Origin of the sequence: Virgisporangium aliadipatigenens (assembly GCF_016863615.1) — a bacterium.
In the GTDB taxonomy this organism is placed as follows: domain Bacteria; phylum Actinomycetota; class Actinomycetes; order Mycobacteriales; family Micromonosporaceae; genus Virgisporangium; species Virgisporangium aliadipatigenens.
Genome location: NZ_BOPF01000007.1, coordinates 229,100 through 246,583, shown reverse-complemented (window position 1 = coordinate 246,583; position 17,484 = coordinate 229,100). Strand labels below are relative to the sequence as shown.

Annotated in this window: 16 protein-coding genes; 6 read left to right on the top strand and 10 right to left on the bottom strand. The window is 71.4% G+C overall.

Going from position 1 to position 17,484, the window contains the following annotated elements; genetic code table 11:
* Positions 1 to 137: 137 nt before the first annotated feature.
* Positions 138 to 2,219: a hypothetical protein gene (locus Val02_RS11795; protein WP_203899019.1), complete on the bottom strand. Its 2,082-nt coding sequence runs from the start codon at positions 2,217 to 2,219 to the stop codon at positions 138 to 140.
* A 356-nt stretch (positions 2,220 to 2,575) separates the two neighbouring features.
* Here Val02_RS11795 and Val02_RS11790 point away from each other — a divergent pair, with 356 nt between their 5' ends.
* A complete protein-coding gene (locus Val02_RS11790; protein ID WP_203899018.1) occupies positions 2,576 to 3,463 on the top strand; it encodes a hypothetical protein in 888 nt (295 codons plus the stop codon).
* Between the two features lie 13 nt (positions 3,464 to 3,476).
* Here Val02_RS11790 and Val02_RS11785 read toward each other — a convergent pair whose 3' ends face one another.
* The 9 genes from Val02_RS11785 to Val02_RS11740 all read right to left on the bottom strand — a co-directional run bounded on the left by Val02_RS11785 (position 3,477) and on the right by Val02_RS11740 (position 13,043).
* Positions 3,477 to 4,775 (bottom strand): M20/M25/M40 family metallo-hydrolase, encoded by a 1,299-nt coding sequence (locus tag Val02_RS11785; protein WP_203899017.1) that lies wholly within the window; start codon positions 4,773 to 4,775, stop codon positions 3,477 to 3,479.
* Positions 4,776 to 4,786: 11 nt separating this feature from the next.
* Positions 4,787 to 5,620: a class II fructose-bisphosphate aldolase gene (locus Val02_RS11780; protein WP_203899016.1), complete on the bottom strand. Its 834-nt coding sequence runs from the start codon at positions 5,618 to 5,620 to the stop codon at positions 4,787 to 4,789.
* A 5-nt stretch (positions 5,621 to 5,625) separates the two neighbouring features.
* Positions 5,626 to 6,774: a 1-phosphofructokinase family hexose kinase gene (locus Val02_RS47245; protein ID WP_239152738.1), complete on the bottom strand. Its 1,149-nt coding sequence runs from the start codon at positions 6,772 to 6,774 to the stop codon at positions 5,626 to 5,628.
* A complete protein-coding gene (locus Val02_RS11765) occupies positions 6,771 to 7,682 on the bottom strand; it encodes a carbohydrate kinase family protein (RefSeq protein ID WP_203899015.1) in 912 nt (303 codons plus the stop codon). Before Val02_RS11765 ends, Val02_RS47245 begins: the two co-directional genes overlap by 4 nt.
* Positions 7,683 to 7,684: 2 nt before the next feature.
* Positions 7,685 to 8,506 (bottom strand): carbohydrate ABC transporter permease, encoded by an 822-nt coding sequence (locus Val02_RS11760; protein ID WP_203899014.1) that lies wholly within the window; start codon positions 8,504 to 8,506, stop codon positions 7,685 to 7,687.
* Positions 8,506 to 9,405 (bottom strand): carbohydrate ABC transporter permease, encoded by a 900-nt coding sequence (locus Val02_RS11755; RefSeq protein ID WP_203899013.1) that lies wholly within the window; start codon positions 9,403 to 9,405, stop codon positions 8,506 to 8,508. The genes Val02_RS11760 and Val02_RS11755 overlap by 1 nt, the downstream gene beginning before the upstream one ends.
* A complete protein-coding gene (locus Val02_RS11750) occupies positions 9,405 to 10,742 on the bottom strand; it encodes an ABC transporter substrate-binding protein (RefSeq protein ID WP_239152736.1) in 1,338 nt (445 codons plus the stop codon). The genes Val02_RS11755 and Val02_RS11750 overlap by 1 nt, the downstream gene beginning before the upstream one ends.
* A 40-nt stretch (positions 10,743 to 10,782) precedes the next feature.
* Complete coding sequence (locus Val02_RS11745) at positions 10,783 to 11,664, bottom strand: SIS domain-containing protein (protein WP_203899012.1); 882 nt, start codon at positions 11,662 to 11,664, stop codon at positions 10,783 to 10,785.
* A 71-nt stretch (positions 11,665 to 11,735) separates the two neighbouring features.
* Positions 11,736 to 13,043 carry an alpha-glucosidase/alpha-galactosidase gene (locus tag Val02_RS11740; RefSeq protein WP_203899011.1) on the bottom strand — a complete coding sequence of 436 codons (1,308 nt, stop codon included), beginning with the start codon at positions 13,041 to 13,043 and terminating at the stop codon, positions 11,736 to 11,738.
* A 116-nt stretch (positions 13,044 to 13,159) separates the two neighbouring features.
* On the opposite strand from Val02_RS11740, the gene Val02_RS11735 reads away from it, so the two are divergent.
* The 5 genes from Val02_RS11735 (at position 13,160) to Val02_RS11715 (ending at position 17,463) form a co-directional block, all read left to right on the top strand.
* Positions 13,160 to 13,939, top strand: coding sequence for a DeoR/GlpR family DNA-binding transcription regulator (locus tag Val02_RS11735; RefSeq protein ID WP_203899010.1), 780 nt, complete (start codon positions 13,160 to 13,162; stop codon positions 13,937 to 13,939).
* Positions 13,936 to 14,982 carry an amidohydrolase family protein gene (locus Val02_RS11730; protein WP_203899009.1) on the top strand — a complete coding sequence of 349 codons (1,047 nt, stop codon included), beginning with the start codon at positions 13,936 to 13,938 and terminating at the stop codon, positions 14,980 to 14,982. The genes Val02_RS11735 and Val02_RS11730 overlap by 4 nt, the downstream gene beginning before the upstream one ends.
* An 87-nt stretch (positions 14,983 to 15,069) precedes the next feature.
* Entirely contained in the window at positions 15,070 to 15,873 is an 804-nt protein-coding gene (locus Val02_RS11725) for an SDR family oxidoreductase (RefSeq protein ID WP_203899008.1), read from the top strand.
* Between the two features lie 4 nt (positions 15,874 to 15,877).
* The gene (locus tag Val02_RS11720) at positions 15,878 to 16,297 is read left to right on the top strand and encodes a hypothetical protein (RefSeq protein WP_203899007.1); all 420 of its coding nucleotides are present in this window, start codon (positions 15,878 to 15,880) and stop codon (positions 16,295 to 16,297) included.
* Entirely contained in the window at positions 16,294 to 17,463 is a 1,170-nt protein-coding gene (locus Val02_RS11715) for a zinc-dependent alcohol dehydrogenase (RefSeq protein ID WP_203899006.1), read from the top strand. Before Val02_RS11720 ends, Val02_RS11715 begins: the two co-directional genes overlap by 4 nt.
* Positions 17,464 to 17,484 lie beyond the last annotated feature (21 nt).

Here is a 17,484-nt window from a genome sequence, read left to right as displayed (position 1 = left end):
CGCAAAGTGACGATCGACGGCTGTTGACAGGTAGCCGATAGTCGGCCTGTGAAAGGTGGGAGGAAAGCGGCGGCCCTTTTGGTTACGCGGTTGCCCGCGTGCGAGAAGGAAGGACCGCCATGGCCTCCCACCGGGGACTATAGCAACGTCACCGGATCGAGCGGCGCGAAATTGTTGTCCCGGTTGGACGGTCGGAACACGTACGCCGGCCCGCCGTCGATGCGCACCGCCGCGTCGTCGTAGAGCACCGGCATCCCGGCCTCGTCCGCGGGCGCGTGCCGGAACAGGTCGTACACGCTCGGCAGGGTCTCCAGGTACTCCACGAACGCCGGCATCGTCGTCGCGAGCCGCTTGCCGTTGGCGGCCGCGGATTCCACCCGCACCGGCAGGTTGGCGTCGCGGTAGACCAGTTCCCGGCGGCGCAGGTCCACGTAGGCCACGAACTTGGTGTACGCCTCGCCCGTCAACGGAAACGCCAGCTGGCACCGGCTCGGCTCGAAGAGCGCGCCCTCCTCCGCGCGTTCGCCCCACTGCAGGGCCGCGAAGACCTCCTCCGCCTCCGAGAACATGATCCTCGAGTAGCAGAGCACGCTCCACACCGCGTACCGGACGCCCTTCTCGTGCAGCCGGTCCGGGTAGAGGTCGATGAGCTGACACGCCCGGCCCGACGCGTCCTTGGAATTGGTCGGGTCGCCCGAGAAGACCGCCCCCTGGCTGCTCTTCTTGCCGCCGGGATACATCGTCGCGCTCCAGCAGCAGGCGCCGCGCGGCTGCCAGTCGGCGCCGAAGAAGTTCCAGCCGTTGTCGTACCAGATGTTGTGGCGGGTCGGGCCCGAACTCCAGTAGACCGCCGTGCGCAGGAAGCGCACACCGTCCGGGATCGGGAAGACGGTGCCGCGGCCGTAGGGGGCCAGTTCGGCGTCGTTGGTGGGCAGCTTGACGTGCCGCGTCTCGGCCGCGAGGGCCACCGGGCCGACCTTCTCCGTGCGGGCCGTCAGCTCCCGCGCGATCGTCTCCAGCAACGCCGTGCGGGTGGTGCGCGGAACGTGCCCGCGCCACACGGCCGGCACGACGACGACACGGTTCCAGTTGCCGCGCGGCGGGAACATCCGCCACCGTCGCGAGTGGACGGTGCGCAGGAACCCGCGCAGCTTCAACAGCTGGATCGTGGTGAGCCGCCCCGCGACGCCCTCGAACGCCTCGGCCGTCCGGTCGCCGAAGAGCACCGCCAGCACCCGCAGCCGCCGCGCGAACTCGCCCGGCCGGGTCGCCAGCAGGCTCAGCACGGCCGGGTCCTCCTCGGTGAGGAGGCGTTCGACGTCGGAGGCGAAGCTCGGCAGCGGCGCGCCCTTGTAGAGCGCGTCGTACACGGCCACGGTGCGCGGGTACGCGTCCGGCCGCTCCCCCGGATGCAGTACGCGCAGCAGCCGCTTGAACGGCTCCCGCCGCCGCGCCACGTCCTCCGCCAGGTGGGTGGCGCTCTCGAGCATGGTGAGCAGGAAGCGGCGTTCGCGCCGGGCGAAGCGGCGCAGCCGCGCCGGCTCGCGCAGCGAGACGTCCCCGTCGGAGAGCGCCGCCGCGAGCCGCAGCACGTCGGTCGCGTTGTCCACAGTGGACACCGTGCCGCGCGCGCAGCTCAGCGCGGCGAGGCGGATCCGGTTCTCCACGAAGGGGATGCCGGACAGGTCGACCGCGTCGGGCACCAGGAACTCGACGTCCTGCCACTGGTCCTCGGTCCAGCGCGCCGGCACCGCGAACAGGTCGGCCAGGATGCGCGCCGGCGCACCGTCGTCGGCGAGGTGCAGCACGCGCGGCGCCGGCGCCTCGCTCAGCGCCGGTCGGGGAGCCTCGGGCTCGGTCACGTACTCGTCGGGCAGGCCCCAGTACATGAGGATCTGGCGCAGCCAGTACTCGGCCTCGGTCAGCGCGAGCACCTCGGCCGGGAAGTTCTTGTAGACGACGAAGCGGTCCATCCCCCTGTCGTCACCGGTGAGCACGGCGAGCACCGGCTCGACCTCGCCCCACCAGTGCGCCAGCCCGTCCTCGTCCACCCGCCGCAGCGCCGCGAACGCCCGCGCCGACAGCGCGTAGCCGTAGTGCGCGATGTTCGCGGCGACGGTGGCGAGGCTCTCGTCGCAGGCGGCCGCGCCGGCGGTATCCGGCACCGCCACGAGCCCGTGCCGCACCAGAACCCGCTGAGCTCCCACCGTGATCCGCATCCCACCAGGGTCGCGGCGCGCTCCCGTACGGTCAACGCGTTAAAGCGCCGGCACACGCTCACCGCGCGGGCCGGCGCCACGGGTCATTTCAACGCTCTCAGGACGATAACGGCAGCCGCCGCAACCGCCAGTCCCCTTTTCCAATCCTTCGGAAGGAGGCCCACTCCCACCAGCGCGCTCCCGAGAACGATCCATTTCAGCGGGTCACCCGACATCCCGCCGACAGCTGTCCGCGCCATTTCGTATTCCTCTCTTTCCTACGTAGCTCAAGACGATGAACCTTTTGAAAAGGATCCTCCGAAGTGGACGGCATGGCTAGACAAAAGAGGGTGTCAAACGCGTGTAAGTTCTAAGTCATGGAGCTGCACACCACACCGGGGACGATCGACGACCTGGTCGCCGACGCGGCCCGAGCGGGCTACTCAATCCGGTCCCGGATGCTGCGCGACTGGGTGGAATGCGGCCTGCTCGATTACCCGCAGCGCCGGCCGGCCGGCAGAGGACAGGGCTCGCAACAGGCCCTGTACTCGGCCAACCAGCGCAACCTTCTGCAGAACCTGCTCCATCATCGCCGGACGAATGGCATCAGAAGTCTCGCCAGGCTGCCCGTCTTTGTCTGGACGTACTACGGTGACGAGTTCGTACCGACATCCCAGGCGCTACGCGCGATCAACACCTGGCTCGGCGACTCACGATCAAGCCTGAGAAAGGCGCGACACAGCGCGGCGGAGATACTCGCGCGACTCGACACCCCGCACGCGTCTCCGGCGGCCCGGCGTGATCTGGTGGATACGCTGGCGGACATCGCCTACACCGGCCGAGCGGACTATCCCCGGCTGGAACAGGCGATCCGCAACGTGTTCGAGCCGGATTTCCAGACGATCCGCAGAGCGGTCGGACACCCCGCCGCACCGATGACGACCCAATCGATGATCGATACCATCCGGGCACGTGTCACAGCCGCGACGCGACTCAAGGCAAACGATGTCAGCGAAGATGAGTTTCGTACAGCTCGCCACGTGCACCTCGTCACCTATTCGCAGTATGCGCGCGGCCACCGGGAGCTGACCGCGGCGGCCCCCAAGGACGCCAGCCCGCTCTACGACGCCGCAACCATCGAAAACTCGCTCGCGAACTGCTGCACAAATCTCCTCACGACGCTCGGCCTCGTAGCCATGCATCCGGAACGGACGTCGGCGGTTGCTGCAATCCCGGCGCCGACCTTCACCTTCCAGGTCGGGTAGCGAATGGCGGGGGTCAGGCGGTGCGCAGGAAGCGGTCGAGCACGCGCTCACCGAACTCCAGCGCCCCGACCGGGACCCGTTCGTCCACGCCGTGGAAGAGCGACGCGTAGTCCAGCCCCGGCGGCAGCCGCAACGGGGCGAAGCCGAAGTGCCGGATGCCGAGCCGGCCGAAGCTCTTCGCGTCCGTCGACGCCGGCAGCATGTACGGCAGCACCCGCGCGTCCGGGTCCTCCGCGATGACGGCCGCCGTCATGGTGTCCACAATGGACCCCTCGAACGGCGTCTCGATGGCCGGCATGCTGTACCACTCGCGTTCCACGTCGGGGCCGACCACCCGCGCCACCTCGTTGAGGAACGCCCGCTGCCGCCCCGGCAGGATGCGACAGTCCACGGTGGCCGTCGCCGTGCCGGGCACGACGTTCGCCTTGTAGCCGGCGTCCAGCATCGTGACGGTGGCCGTGTCGCGCAGGGTGGCGCCCACGAGTCGGGCCAGGTTGCCGAGCCGGGCGACGGTCGCCTCCGGGTCGTCCGGGTCGAACGGCACCCCGGAGACCGCCGCCACCGCCTCCAGGAAGTCGCGCACCGGGCCGGTGAGCACCACCGGGAAGCGGTGCCGGTTCAGCCGGTCGACGGCGCCGGTCAGCAACTCGATCGCGGTGCGCTCGTGCAGCAGCGAGGCGTGGCCGGCGGCGCCCCGCGCGCGCAGCGTCAGCACCATCGCACCCTTCTCGGCCGTCTCGACGAGGTACGCGCGCGCCCCGTTGTCGAACGTCACCGAGAAGCCGCCGACCTCGCTGACCGCCTCCGTGCAGCCCTCGAAGAGGTCCGGCCGGTGGTCGACGAGCCAGCGCGCGCCGTGCACCCCGCCCGCCTCCTCGTCGGCGAGGAACGCGAAGACGATGTCCCGCGCCGGCACGATCCCCTGCCGCTTGAACCGGCGCGCCACGGCCAGGCTCATGGCGACCATGTGCTTCATGTCGACGGCGCCGCGCCCCCACAGGTACCCGTCGGCGACCTCGCCTGAGAACGGATGCGTGCGCCAGTCCGACGCGTCGGCCGGCACCACGTCGAGGTGGCCGTGCACCAGCAGCGCCGGCCGGGTCCGGTCGGCACCGGGCAGCCGCACGACGACGTTGCCGCGACGGGCCGCGCCGCCCTCGAGGTACTCGGGCTCGTAGCCGGCGTCCGACAGCTTCTCGGCGACGTACTCGGCGGCGATCCGTTCGCCCACGAGGGTGTCGGCGTCGCCGGTGTTGGTGGTGTCGATGCGGATGAGGTCGCGGGCGAGTTCGACTACTTCGGCGGCCGTCATGCCCTCCGACGCTACGCGCCCGCCAGCAGCCGCAGGAAGTGCGCGACCGTCGCGGCCATGGCCTCGCGGCCGGCCCTCAGGTAGGGGCGCGGGTCGACGACCTTGCCGTCCGCGACCCCGGCCCGGACCGCGCCGGTGAACGCGACGTTGAGTGCCGTCCCGATGTTGATTTTGCGCATGCCGGCCCGGACCGCCCGTTCCAGTTCCTCGTCGGGAACGCCCGAAGAGCCGTGCAGCACCAGCGGCACCGGCACGGCGTCGCGCAGCGCGGCGATCAGCGCGTGGTCCAGCGCGGCCGACCGGGTGGTCATCGCGTGCGACGAACCGACCGCGACGGCCAGCGCGTCGACGCCCGTGGCCGCCACGTAGCGGGCCGCGTCGCCCGGATCGGTGCGCACACCCGGCGCGTGCGCGCCGTCCTTGCCGCCGACCTCGCCCAGTTCGCTCTCGATGTAGAGGCCCCGCGCGTGGCCCCACGCCGCCGCGTCCGTCGTCGCCGCGACATTGTCCACATAGGACAGTTTCGAGGCGTCGTACATCACCGACGAGAACCCGTGCTCCGGCGCCTGTTCCAGCAGGTCCCGCCGTTCGACGTGGTCGAGGTGCAGGCTCACCGGCACCGTGGACGCCGCGGCGACGGCCTTCGCGGCCGCGGCGATCGGGGCGAGCCGGTTGCCGTGGAAGCGCACCGCGTTCTCGGAGACCTGCAGGATGACCGGCGCCCCGGCCTCCTCCGCGCCGGCCACGATCGCCTCGGCGTGCTCGACCGTGATGACGTTGAACGCCCCCACCCCCGAACCGGCGGCCACGGCGCCCGCGACGATCTCTCCCGTTGGTACCAGCACGCTGCTCAGCACTCCTCTGTCAGGACGATGGAACGAAGGCGTCGATAGGTGGGCAGGTGCACGCTGCCGGCGACCGGCTCCGCGACGGCGGCCGCCGAGAGCGCCACCGCGTCGGCGAGGACCTCGGGCCACGGCGTGCCGTGCAGCAGGCCCCGGGCGATCGCGGCGGTGCAGGCGTCGCCGGCGCCGGTGGGGTTGCCGGGCACCGGCTCCGGCGGGGCGGCCCGCCACGCGCCGGTGTCCGTGACGGCCAGCAGCCCTTCGGCGCCCCGCGTGGCGATGACGGCACCGGCCCCGGCCGCCCGCATCCGCCGCGCCGCGTCGAGCGTCCCGTCGCCGGCCGGCACGGGCGACCCGCCCGCGGCAGGGCGCACGTCGCCGCCCCGCACGGCCGGCCCGTCCGCAGGAGCGCGTCGGGCGCTGTCGGGCGCCGCGTCCGGGTGCGACCGCGTCGCCGGGTCGCGTGCGGTGCCGTCCGCCGGTGCCCGTGCCTGCGACGTGGGCCGGGCCGTGGCCGGTGCGCGTTCGTGGGGCGGGTCCGGCGGATCGGGCGCGTGGGGTGGGCCGGGTGGGGCCTGCGCGCCGGCGGCGAGCCAGCCGGCGAGTTCGGCGGCGTTGGGTTTCACCACGTCCGGGCCGGCCGCCAGACCGTGGCGCAGCGGGTCGCCGTCGGCGTCGAGGATCACCGGGACGCCGGCCTGCCGGGCGAGGACGACCAGCGCCGCGTAGCCGTCGGCGGGCACGCCGGGCGGCACGGAGCCGGACAGCACCACGACCGCCGCGTCACGCAGCAGGGCAGCGAAGGCGTCCACGAAGGAGAGCCACTCGTCGGCGGTCACCGCGGGGCCGGGCTCCCAGAAGCCCGTCGCGTCGCCGTCGACCACCGTCACCGTGCGGCGGGTGGTGCCGGCGATCGGGGTGAAGGTGTGCGGAACGCCGTCCAGCAGCCCCGCCACCTCCGCGCCCGTCGCCCCGCCGAGCAGGCCGGTGGCGTGCACGGGTTCGCCGAGTTGGCGCAGGACGCCCGCGACGTTCAGGCCCTTGCCGCCGGGGCGGGCGGCGACGGCGCGCACCCGGTGGGTCCCGTGCCGGGTGAGCGTGTCGACGCCGTAGGTGATGTCGAGCGCCGGGTTCAGCGTGACGGTGAGGATCACGGCAGCGCGGCGAGGAGTTCGTCGCGGGTCGCCTGCGCGGCGGTGCCGCCGGCGGCACGGGTGCTGAGCGACCCGGCGGTGACCGCCCAGGTGACGCAGCGCTCCAGCGGTTCGCCGGCGAGCAGGCCGGCGAGGAAGCCCGCGTTGAGGCTGTCCCCGGCACCGGTGGTGTCGACCACCTGCACGGCCGGCGGCGCCGACGCGCAGGCGCCACCCGGCCACCATGCCCTGGCCCCGCGCGCCCCGTCCTTGAGCACGACCGTGACGCCACGTGCCACCAGCGACGCGGCCGCCGCCTCGACGTCGGACAGGCCGGTCAGGGCCGACAGTTCCTCGGCGTTGGGCAGCAGGTAGTCCAGGTGCGGCAGGAGCGCGTCGACGCCGGCCCACTTCCCGCTGGGATCCCAGTTGGTGTCCAGCGACGTCGAGAGGCCGGCCGCCTTGGCCCGCGCGAAGAGCCCGGCCGCACCGTCCACAATGGACGGAAGCAGGTAGAAGCCGCCGACATGCAGGTGCCGCGCCTGGGACAGCACGAAGTCGGTGACGTCCTCCGGGCGCAGCGCCGCCAGGGCACCGGTCTGCGTCAGGATCGCCCGGTCCCCCGGTTCGGAGAGGATCACGCTCAACCCGGTCGGCAGTCCACTGTGGACGGCCAGGTGCGCGGTGTCGACGCCGTTTCGCCGCAGCGCCGCCGCGGTGAACGAGCCGAACGTGTCGTCGCCGACGCAGGCCACCTGGGCGGTGCGCAGGCCGAGCCGGGCACACCCCGAGGAGGTGATCGTCGAGGAGCCGCCCAGGACCAGTTCCGCGGCGTCGAGCAGCTGCTCCTCCTGGCCGAACCGGGGCCGCACGTCACCGCGCAGCACCAGATCCGGATTGGCGTCCCCGACGACGAGAACGTCGAACATGCTCACCCCTTCAACCCGCTGAACGTCATCGTCGCGATGAACCGCTTCTGTGCCACCAGGAACGCGACGAGCAGCGGCGCGGTCGCCATGACGTTGCCGGCCATCAGCTCCTGCCACTGGATGCGCCGCGTGCCCTGGAACGTCGTCAGCCCCACCTGCACCGTGTAGACCCGGTCGTCGCTGATCGCGATGAGCGGCCACACGAGGTCGTTCCACGAGGAGAGGACCGTGAACACGGCGAGCGTGGCCAGGGCCGGACGGGCCAGCGGCAGCACCACCCGCCAGAACGCCCCGAACGTCGAGCATCCGTCGATGCGCGCGGCCTCCTCCAGTTCCGCCGGAAGGGCGAGGAAGAACTGGCGCATGAGGAAGATGCCGAACGCGGAGGCCAGCCACGGCACGAACGCGGCCGCGAGCGTGTCCACGATGCCGATCCGGCTGAACATCAGGTACGTCGGGATCATCAGCAGCTGGATCGGCACCATGATGGTGGCGATGACGGCGACGAACCCGATCGTACGCCCCGGGAAGCGCAGCCGCGCGAAGCCGTAGCCGGCGAGCGAACAGAGCACCAGGTGCGCCACGACCGAGATCGCCGACACGATGGCGGAGTTCAGCATCCACTGCAGGATGTGCGACTCGCTCAGCAGCTTCTGGTAGCCGGTCAGGTCGATCGAGTTCGGGATCAGCCGGGGCGGAAACTTGTTGATCTCCTTGTCCGGCATGAACGACGTCAGCACCATCTGCACCAGCGGCAGCGCGAACAGCAGCGCCACCGGGAACAGGAACAGGTGCCAGGGCGAGAAGGGAAGACGCCGTCGCATCAGAAGGCCTCGATCCTCTTGGCCCGCGAGTACCAGATCATCGCCAGGGTGAGCAGCATCGTGAAGACGAACAGCCCGTACGCCACCGCGGAGCCGTAGCCGTAGCGCTGCGACTTGAACGCCAGTTCGTAGACGTAGTAGACGACCGTCTGGGTGGCGTTCAGCGGGCCGCCGCGGGTGGTGGCGTACACCAGGTCGAACAGCTGCAGCGCGGTGATGCTCTGCCACACCGCCGTGAAGAGCGTGACGGGCCGCAGCGCCGGCACGACCACGTGCCAGAAGACCCGCAGGCGGCTGGCTCCGTCGACCGTGGCCGCCTCCTTCAGTTCCGCCGGAACGTCCTGGAGCGCGGCGAGGTAGATGACGCTGACGAACCCGATCTGCCCCCACATCGCGATGAGCACCACGACGAGCATGGCCTGCGACGTGCTCTCCAGGAACTGCTGCGGGGGCAGGCCCACCCGGCGCAGCAGTTCGTTCGCGCCGCCGAACTGCGGGTTGAACACGAACGACGCGAGGATGCCGGTGGCCGCGGCCGAGGCGACGTACGGCACGAAGATGCAGGTCCGGTAGAAGCCGAGGAACCGGATGCGCTGGTTGAGCGCGATCGCCACGAGTAGCCCCAGGACGATCGACCCCGGCACGAAGAGCGCGACGAGCACCACGGTGTGCCAGACGGCCGCGTGCAGGTCGGTGTCCTCGGCCATCCGCGTGTAGTTGTCGAAGCCGATGTCCTTCGGCGCGGTGATGCCGTTCCACTTGGTGCGGGAGATGAACAGCGCCCACACCGCCGGAAAGATCGACAGCCCGACCACCAGGGCCGTGGCCGGCCCGGCGAACGCCCACCCGGTGAGCGCCCGCCGGACCGCCCCGCGGTCCCTCCGTGCCCCCGTCGCCATCAGCCCTCGAGCGCCGATGCCGACTTCTTGGCCGCCTCGTCCAACGCCTCCTTGGGCTTCGCGGCGCCCTGGAGCACCTTCGAGACGGCGTCGCCGACGTAGCCGGACATCTCCACGTAGCCCGGGACGGTCGGCCGCGGCTGCTTGCAGTTCTGCAGGTTGTCGAAGAACTTCTGGGCGCCCGGGTAGTCCTTCACATAGGTGGCGAACTCGGGCGTGTTCTTCTCACTGGCGCGCAGCGGCAGGTTGCCGTTGGCCATCGTCCACTTGGGATCGATCTCCTTGGAGGTCAACCACTTGATGAAGTCGCGCGAGGCGCCGGCCCGGTTGGGGTCCTTCTTGTTGAACAGCACCCACAGGTCCGGCCCGGAGACGGTCTGGTGGTCGCCGTTCAGGCCGGGCAGGTTGACGACGCCGTAGTCGACGCCGGCCTCCTGCGTCTCGTGCAGGACCCACGGCCCGGTCATCACCATGCCGACGTGGCCGTCGTTGAACAGCGGCTGGTACTTCTCGTCGGTCTGGTCGAGGTACATGGACTTGTCGTCGACGGCCATCTGCCGCAGCGATTCGAGGGCCTGCACGCCCGCGTCGCTGTTGAACGTCGGCTTCTTCCCGTCGATGATCTTGCCGCCGCGCTGCCACAGCAACGGCCACAGGTGCCACGTGGTGTCCTCGCTGCCGGACACGGAGTAGGCGGTGCCGTAGGTGTTCGTCGCCGGGTTGGTGAGCTTCTTGGCCGCCGCGCGGAAGTCGTCCCAGGACCAGTCGTCCGTGGGATGGGCGAGGCCGGCCGCGTCGAAGAGCTTCTTGTTGTAGATGAGCGCGAGGTTGTCGACGATCGCCGGGAAGCCGATCACCTTGTCGCCCACCGTGGCGGTGGCCCGCGCCGAGGCCGGGAAGTCGTCCCAGGCGATCTCCGGCGTGCCGACGAACGTCTTGAGGTTCTGCGTGCGGCCGCTCTCGGCGAGCTGGGTGGCCCAGGAGCCGAAGGCGTAGGAGATGTCGGGGTAGTTGCCGCCGGTGAAACCCGCCGACAGCTTGGTGAGCAGCTCGTCGGTGGTCGAGGCGCCGGTCGAGGACTCGATGGTCACGTTCGGGTGCAGCTTCATGTACTCCTTGGCGAGATCCTCGGAGACCTTCTGCATGTCCTCGGTCTGGCCGGTCCACCACTGGATGGTGACCTTCGCGTTGGGGTCGTAGCCCTCGGCCGCGTCCTTGCCGTCGTCGACCGGGTCGCTACCGGTGCAGCCCGCCGCGGCGAGCGTGAGCGCGGTCAACGCCGCGCCGAGCGCCATGAGGCGACGCCCGCGTCCCGTGGTGGTAGCTCGTAATGTCATGCGACACCTCTGGGGTTCGGTCCGGGGTGGGGTGGGAGGTTCAGGTCAGGACGACCGACCGGGTGAGGAGCCGGGGCGCGTCGGGGTTGAGCCCCCGGGCCTCGGCCAGCGCGACGGCGAGCCGCTGCGCGAGAACCAGTTGGGCCAACGGGTCGAGGGAACTTTCGTAGCGGGCGGCGCCGGCACCGGCGACGTCCTCCGCCAGGCCGTCCGGCAGCGGGCCGAACGACCAGACCAGGGTGCGGGAGCCGGAGACGGCGATCGGGCCGTGCCGGTAGTCCATCGCCGGATACGACTCGGACCAGCCCTGCGCCGCCTCGCGGACCTTGAGCGCGGCCTCGTGGGCCAGCCCGATGGTCCAGCCGGTGCCGAGGAACACCACGTGCGCCGGCTCGCCCTCGGGAACGGCCGGCAGCGCCTGCGTGACGGCGGTGCGCCCGTCCTCGATCAGCCCGTCCGTGCCGGTCCCGAACGCCGTGCGGGCCAGCGCCAGCGTCGCCGTCGGGAACCGGGTCTGCACGACGCTCTTCTCGTCGGCGAAGTCCAGCAGGATCCGGTCGTCGGCGAGCGCCTCGGCGGGCATGCCGTCCACGGCGGTCACCAGCGTCCGGCGGGTCCCGCTCGGGATGCCACGCAGCACGTCGAGCACCTCGGTCGTCGTACCGGAACGGGTGATCGCCACGACCCGGTCGTACGTGCGCCCGCCCCGGTACTCCGAGGCGCACCAGTAGTCGGACTCGCCGAGCCCGGCGCCCTCGCGCAGGGTGGCGAGCGACTGGGCCACGAACCACGACGTGCCGCAGCCCAGGAAGAGCACGCGCTCACCGGGGGCGGTGAGGTGCGGACCGGCCTCGGCGGCGAGCGCCACGGCCCGCTGCCACACGTCCGGCTGGCTGGCGATCTCCTGCGTGGTGACGTTCATGACGGCTGATTATGCTCACTTCCCCTAGGTGCACAATGGTTCGCGCACAAACGAACAGTCCAGGATGCACGTTAGAGCTTCACGGGCTCCCGCAGAGCCGCCGGCAACAGGTCGCCGTGGGCCTGCGTGAGCGCGTCGCACAGCTCCCAGATCCGGTCCACCGTCAGGGATGCGGCGGTGTTCGGGTCGACCATGGCGGCCTGCCGGACGAGCCTCGGATCCCCCGTGAGCGCGGCGCGCACCGCCAGTTCGCCGACGCTCACGAACGAACGGTTGACAGCCGCGCACTGCGGCGGGAGTTCGCCCACCGCCTCGGGCCGGACGCCGAGCGCGTCGACGACGCACGGCACCTCGACGGCGTAGCCCTGCGGCAGGTTGCCGATCAGGCCGGCGTTCGGGACGTTGGCGAAGATCCGCCGGCGGGTGCCGGTCTCGATCGCGTGGATCACCTCGGGCGCGTACTCGGTGGCGCCCCGCGACAGGTCCAGCGGCTTGCCCTCGCGCAGCGCGTCGCGGGTGGCCACGTACTCGGCGCGGTTGTCCCGGCTGATCTTCACGTAGTCGCCGACCGGGATGCGCAGGCGTTCGACCTCCGCGTCGTGGCGCAGGTACCAGGGCACGTACTCCGAGGAGTGCTCGCTCGTCTCGGTCGGGTAGTAGCCGAGCCGCCGGTACATGTCCACCCGCACCCGCCGGCGCAGTTCGGGGTCGGCGGCGATGCGCTCGTCCAGCAGCGGGTAGAGGCTCTCGCCGCCGCGCTCCCAGCGCAGCACCCACGCCTGGTGGTTGACGCCCGCGCTGGTGTAGACGACCTCCTCGTACGGCACGTCGATCACCTCGCAGAGGCCGCGCACCGTCCAGTACACCGAGTGGCAGAGGCCGACCGCCTTGAGCGTGGGCGCGACCGCGTGCAGGTAGGCGATGTTCATCGCCATGGGATTGGTGTAGTTGAGCAGCCAGGCGTCCGGACAGATCTCCAGCATGTCGCGCGCGATCTCCCCCAGCACGGGGAACGTCCGTAAGCCCCGGAAGATCCCGCCGACGCCCAGGGTGTCCCCGATCGTCTGGCGCAGCCCGAACGCCGCCGGCACGTCGAAGTCGCGCACGGTGGCCTCGTGCATGCCGACCTGGATGGTGTTGATGACGTAGTCCGCGCCGTCCAGGGCGGCCCGCCGGTCGAGGGACGAGCGGATCACCGGCGACGCGCCCAGTTGCGCGGCCGTCTGCCGGGCGATGCCCTCGGCGGTCTCCAGCCGCTCGGCGTCGATGTCGTGCAGGGCGAGCGTGACGCCGCGCAGCTCGTCGAAGGACAGGATGTCGACGAGCAGCTCGCGGGTGAACACCACGCTGCCGGCGCCGAGGAAGGTGATCGTCGTCATGCACGGATTCTGGTGACGCGCACAGAAGCGCGCAAGGAGGCATGGCCAAACGTTCGCAAACGAACTATCGTCACTGTGCATTTTGAAGACGATCATGTTTCGGGAAAGGTCCCCCGATGGCCCGAAGTACGCTCCGCCGCGCGGACCGCATGTCGACGATCCTCGACCGGCTCTCCAACGACAGTTCGGTCGACGCGGGGCGGCTCGCCGAGGAGTTCGGCGTCTCCGCCGCCACCATCCGCCGCGACCTGCAGGTGCTGGAGGATCAGAAGCTGCTCGCGCGCACCCACGGCGGGGCCGTCGCCGCCGACGTCAGCTACGAGCTGCCGGTCCGCTTCCGCACCGGGCAGAACCGCGAGCAGAAGCAGCTGATCGCGCGGCGGGCGGCGAAGGCGCTGCCGTCGGGGCCGTTCACGCTGGGGCTCACCGGCGGCACGACGACGCACGCGCTCGCGCGCATCCTCGCCGAACGGGTCGACCTGACGGTGGTCACCAACGCGCTCAACATCGCCACCGAGCTGGCGCTGCGGCCGCGGATCAAGCTGATCATGACCGGCGGGGTGAGCCGCACCCAGTCCTACGAACTGGTGGGCCCGATCGCCGACCGCGCGCTCGCCGGCCTCAACATCGAGGTGGCCGTCATCGGCGTGGACGGGATCAGCGCCCGCGGCGGGCTCACCACGCACGACGAGATCGAGGCGCACACCAACGCCACGATGATCAACAGTTCGGACCGGGTGATCGTGGTGGCCGACGGCTCGAAGATCGGCCGGGTCTGCCTGGCCCGGATCAGCGAGATCGGCGGCGTCGCGCAGCTGATCACCGACTCGTCTGCGGATCCCGCCGCGCTCGACGCGATCCGCCGCGCCGGAACGACAGTGGTGGTGGCCGAGTGAACCTCGACGAACTTCTCCTGAAGGACTACGCCCCCGCGGCCGCGTTGCGCCGACCGTCCACAGTGGTCGAACGCCCCGCGCACCCCGTGGTGGACGTGCACAACCACCTCGGGCGCTGGCTCAGCCCCGACGGCGACTGGCTGGTGCGCGACGTCGACGCGTTGCTGTCCACAATGGACGAATGCGGCGTGGCGGCGGTCGTCAACCTCGACGGCCGCGGGGACGAACAGCTCGCCGCCAACCTCGAGCGCTACGACGCCGCGCACCCCGGCCGCTTCTACACCTTCTGCCAGCTGGACTGGAGCGCGTTCCAGGGAGCCGACCCGACCGGTGCGCTGATCAGGCAGCTCGAACGCGCCAAGGCCCTCGGCGCCAGGGGGCTCAAGGTGTGGAAGGATCTCGGCCTCGTCGTGCGCGACGCCGACGGCGCACTGGTCTCCCCCGACGACGAACGGCTCACCGACGTCTTCGCCGCCGCGGGTGCGCTGGGGCTGCCCGTGCTCATCCACATCGCCGACCCGCTCGCGTTCTTCCAGCCGCTGGACCGCCGCAACGAACGCGTCGAGGAGCTGGCCGCGCATCCCGACTGGTGGTTCGGCGGGCCGGGGATGCCGACGTTCGACCGGCTGCTGGACGCGCTCGAGGCGGTCGTCGGACGGGCCGCCGGCACCACGTTCATCGGGGCGCACGTGGGCTGTGCCGCCGAGGATCTCGCGCGGGTGGATCGGATGCTGACGGCGTTCGACAACTATCACGTCGATCTCGGCGGCCGGATGGCGGAACTCGGACGGCGCCCCCGCGCGGCCCGGCAACTGATCCTGGACCACCCGGACCGGGTGGTGTTCGGGACGGACGCCTTCCCACCGTCCACAGCGGACTATCGCACCTGGTACCGCTTCCTGGAGACGGACGACGAGTCCTTCGACTACGCGCCCGGCTGCGAGATCCCGCCGCAGGGCCGCTGGCAGGTCTCCGCGCTGGACCTGCCGGCGGAGGTCCTGCCGGCGCTCTACGCGGGCAACGCGCGGCGGATCCTGTCCTGAGCCGCCCAGCCGCCGTGCACTGAGCGGGAAACACAGAGCGGGAAACACTGAGGTGTACCCGCCCGATTCGCGGGTAGACCCGCGGCCATGTGGGACGGACACGACCGGATCGCCGTGGTCACCGGCGCCGACTCCGGCATCGGGAAGGCGATCGCCGTGGCGCTCGCCGGCGCCGGCTTCGACGTCGGCGTCACGTACCGATCGGACGACGAGGGCGCGGAGGGCACGGCGCGCGAGGTCCGCGAGGCGGGTCGCCGCTGTGCCGTGCGCCGCCTGGATCTGACCGAACTACCGGACGCCGCCGCGGTCGTCGACGACCTGGCCGACACCCTGGGCGGCCTCGGCGTCCTGGTGAACTGCGCCGGCACCGGCATCTCCGCGCCCGTCGTCGACACGAAGTACGAGCAGTGGCGCGAGGTGCTCGCCGTCGACCTCGACGGGCCGTTCCTGTGTGCGCAGCGGGCCGCCCGGCGGATGCGCGACGCGGGCCGGGGCGGCCGGATCATCAACATCACCAGCGTGCACGAGCACGCGCCGCGGGTGGGCTCCGGTGCCTACTGCGCCGCGAAGGGCGGGCTCGGCCTGCTGACCAAGGTGATGGCGCAGGAACTGGCGGCCGACGGCATCACGGTGAACGCCGTGGCCCCCGGCGAGATCGCCACGCCGATGACGGGCAACGAGGACGTCGACCCGAGCACGGTGCGCCGGCCCGGGGTGCCGGTCGGCCGGCCCGGCGACGCGCGCGAGGTGGCGGCGGTCGTGGCGTTCCTGGCGGGGCCGGACTCCGGCTACGTCACCGGCGCCTCGTGGGTGGTCGACGGCGGGATGCTGCTGATGGGCCCGCAGGCCGGTTCCCACCTGACCGACGACGACTGGCGCAACGGAGGTTAGGGCGATGAGAGGACTGCTGGGTGCGGCCGCGGTGGCCGCCGGAGCGGGTGCGGCCGTGGCCGTGGCGCGGCGCCGGACGACCGGCCGGGCCGAACGCATGGACCGCTGGCACAGCGTCACCATCGCCTGCGAACCGGAGGAGCTGGGCCCGCTGCCGCCGCCGCTGGACTCGCTGGGCTTCCCGGTCGAGGTGGTGATCCGGCCGGCACCCGGCGGCCGCGGCACCGAACTGGCGGCCCGCATGACCGAACCCCGCGGGCGCGACGGGGTGCGCGCCCTGCGCAAGGCGTTGCGCGAGGCGCGGCAACTGGTCGAGGTCGGCGAGATCCTGCAACCGGACTCGCCGCCGACGACGGAGCGCACGCTCACCGGCGCACCCCTCGCCTACGCGACCCGGCACGGCAAGGAGGAGGGGCGGCTGTGAAGGCGTTGTGCTGGAACGGCGTCAACGACGTCGGCGTACGAGAGGTGCCGGACCCGCGGATCCGCAACAGCGGCGACGTCATCGTGAAGGTGCGCCGCAGCACCACCTGCGGGTCGGATCTGCACCTGCTCGGCGGTTACATCCCGTTCATGCGCAAGGGCGACGTGCTCGGGCACGAGTTCCTCGGCGAGGTCGTCGAGGTCGGCGACGGGGTGCGCAACCACGCCGTCGGCGACCGCGTGGTGGTCTCGTCGTTCGTCTCGTGCGGCCGCTGCCGGTACTGCCGCAATCAGGAGTTCTCGTTGTGCGACAACGGGAACACCAACCCGGCCATCACCGAGGGCATGTGGGGCGCGGCGCCCGGCGGATGCTACGGCTACTCGCACGCCATGGGCGGCTTCGCCGGCAGCCACGCCGAGTACATCCGGGTGCCCTTCGCCGACGTGGGGGCGTTCACGGTGCCGGAGGGCGTCAGCGACGAACGGGCCCTCTTCGCCTCCGACGCCGCCCCGACCGGCTGGATGGGAGCCGACCTCGGCGGGGTGCGCCCCGGCGACGTGGTGGCCGTCTGGGGCGCCGGCGCGGTGGGCCAGATGGCGGCGCGCGCCGCGATCCTGCTCGGCGCCGAACGGGTCGTCGTCATCGACCGGTTCGAGTACCGCCTCGCCATGGTGGAGAGCCGCATCGGCGCCGAGGCGCTCAACTACACGAGCACCGACATCGGCGCCGAACTCCTCGAACGCACCGGCGGCCGCGGGCCGGACGTGTGCATCGAGGCGGTCGGCATGGAGGCGCACACGCCGGGCCCGCAGCACGCCTACGACATGGTGAAGCAGCAGCTCCGCCTGGAGACGGACCGCCCGGCGGCGGTGCGCGAGGCGATCTACCACTGCCGCAAGGGCGGAAGCGTCTTCGTGCTCGGTGTCTTCGCGGGGTTCGTCGACAAGTTCCCGCTCGGTGCGGTGCTGAACAAGGGACTGACCGTGCGCGGCGCGCAGATGCACGGCCAGCGTTACATCCCGATGCTGCTGGAGCGCATGTCCCGCGGCGAACTGGTCACCGAGCACCTGGCGACGCACACCATGTCGCTGGACGAGGGCGCCGCGGGATACCGGATCTTCAAGGAGAAGAAGGACGGCTGCGTGCGCGCGGTGTTCACTCCTTAACGACAGCCGTTGATACTTGGC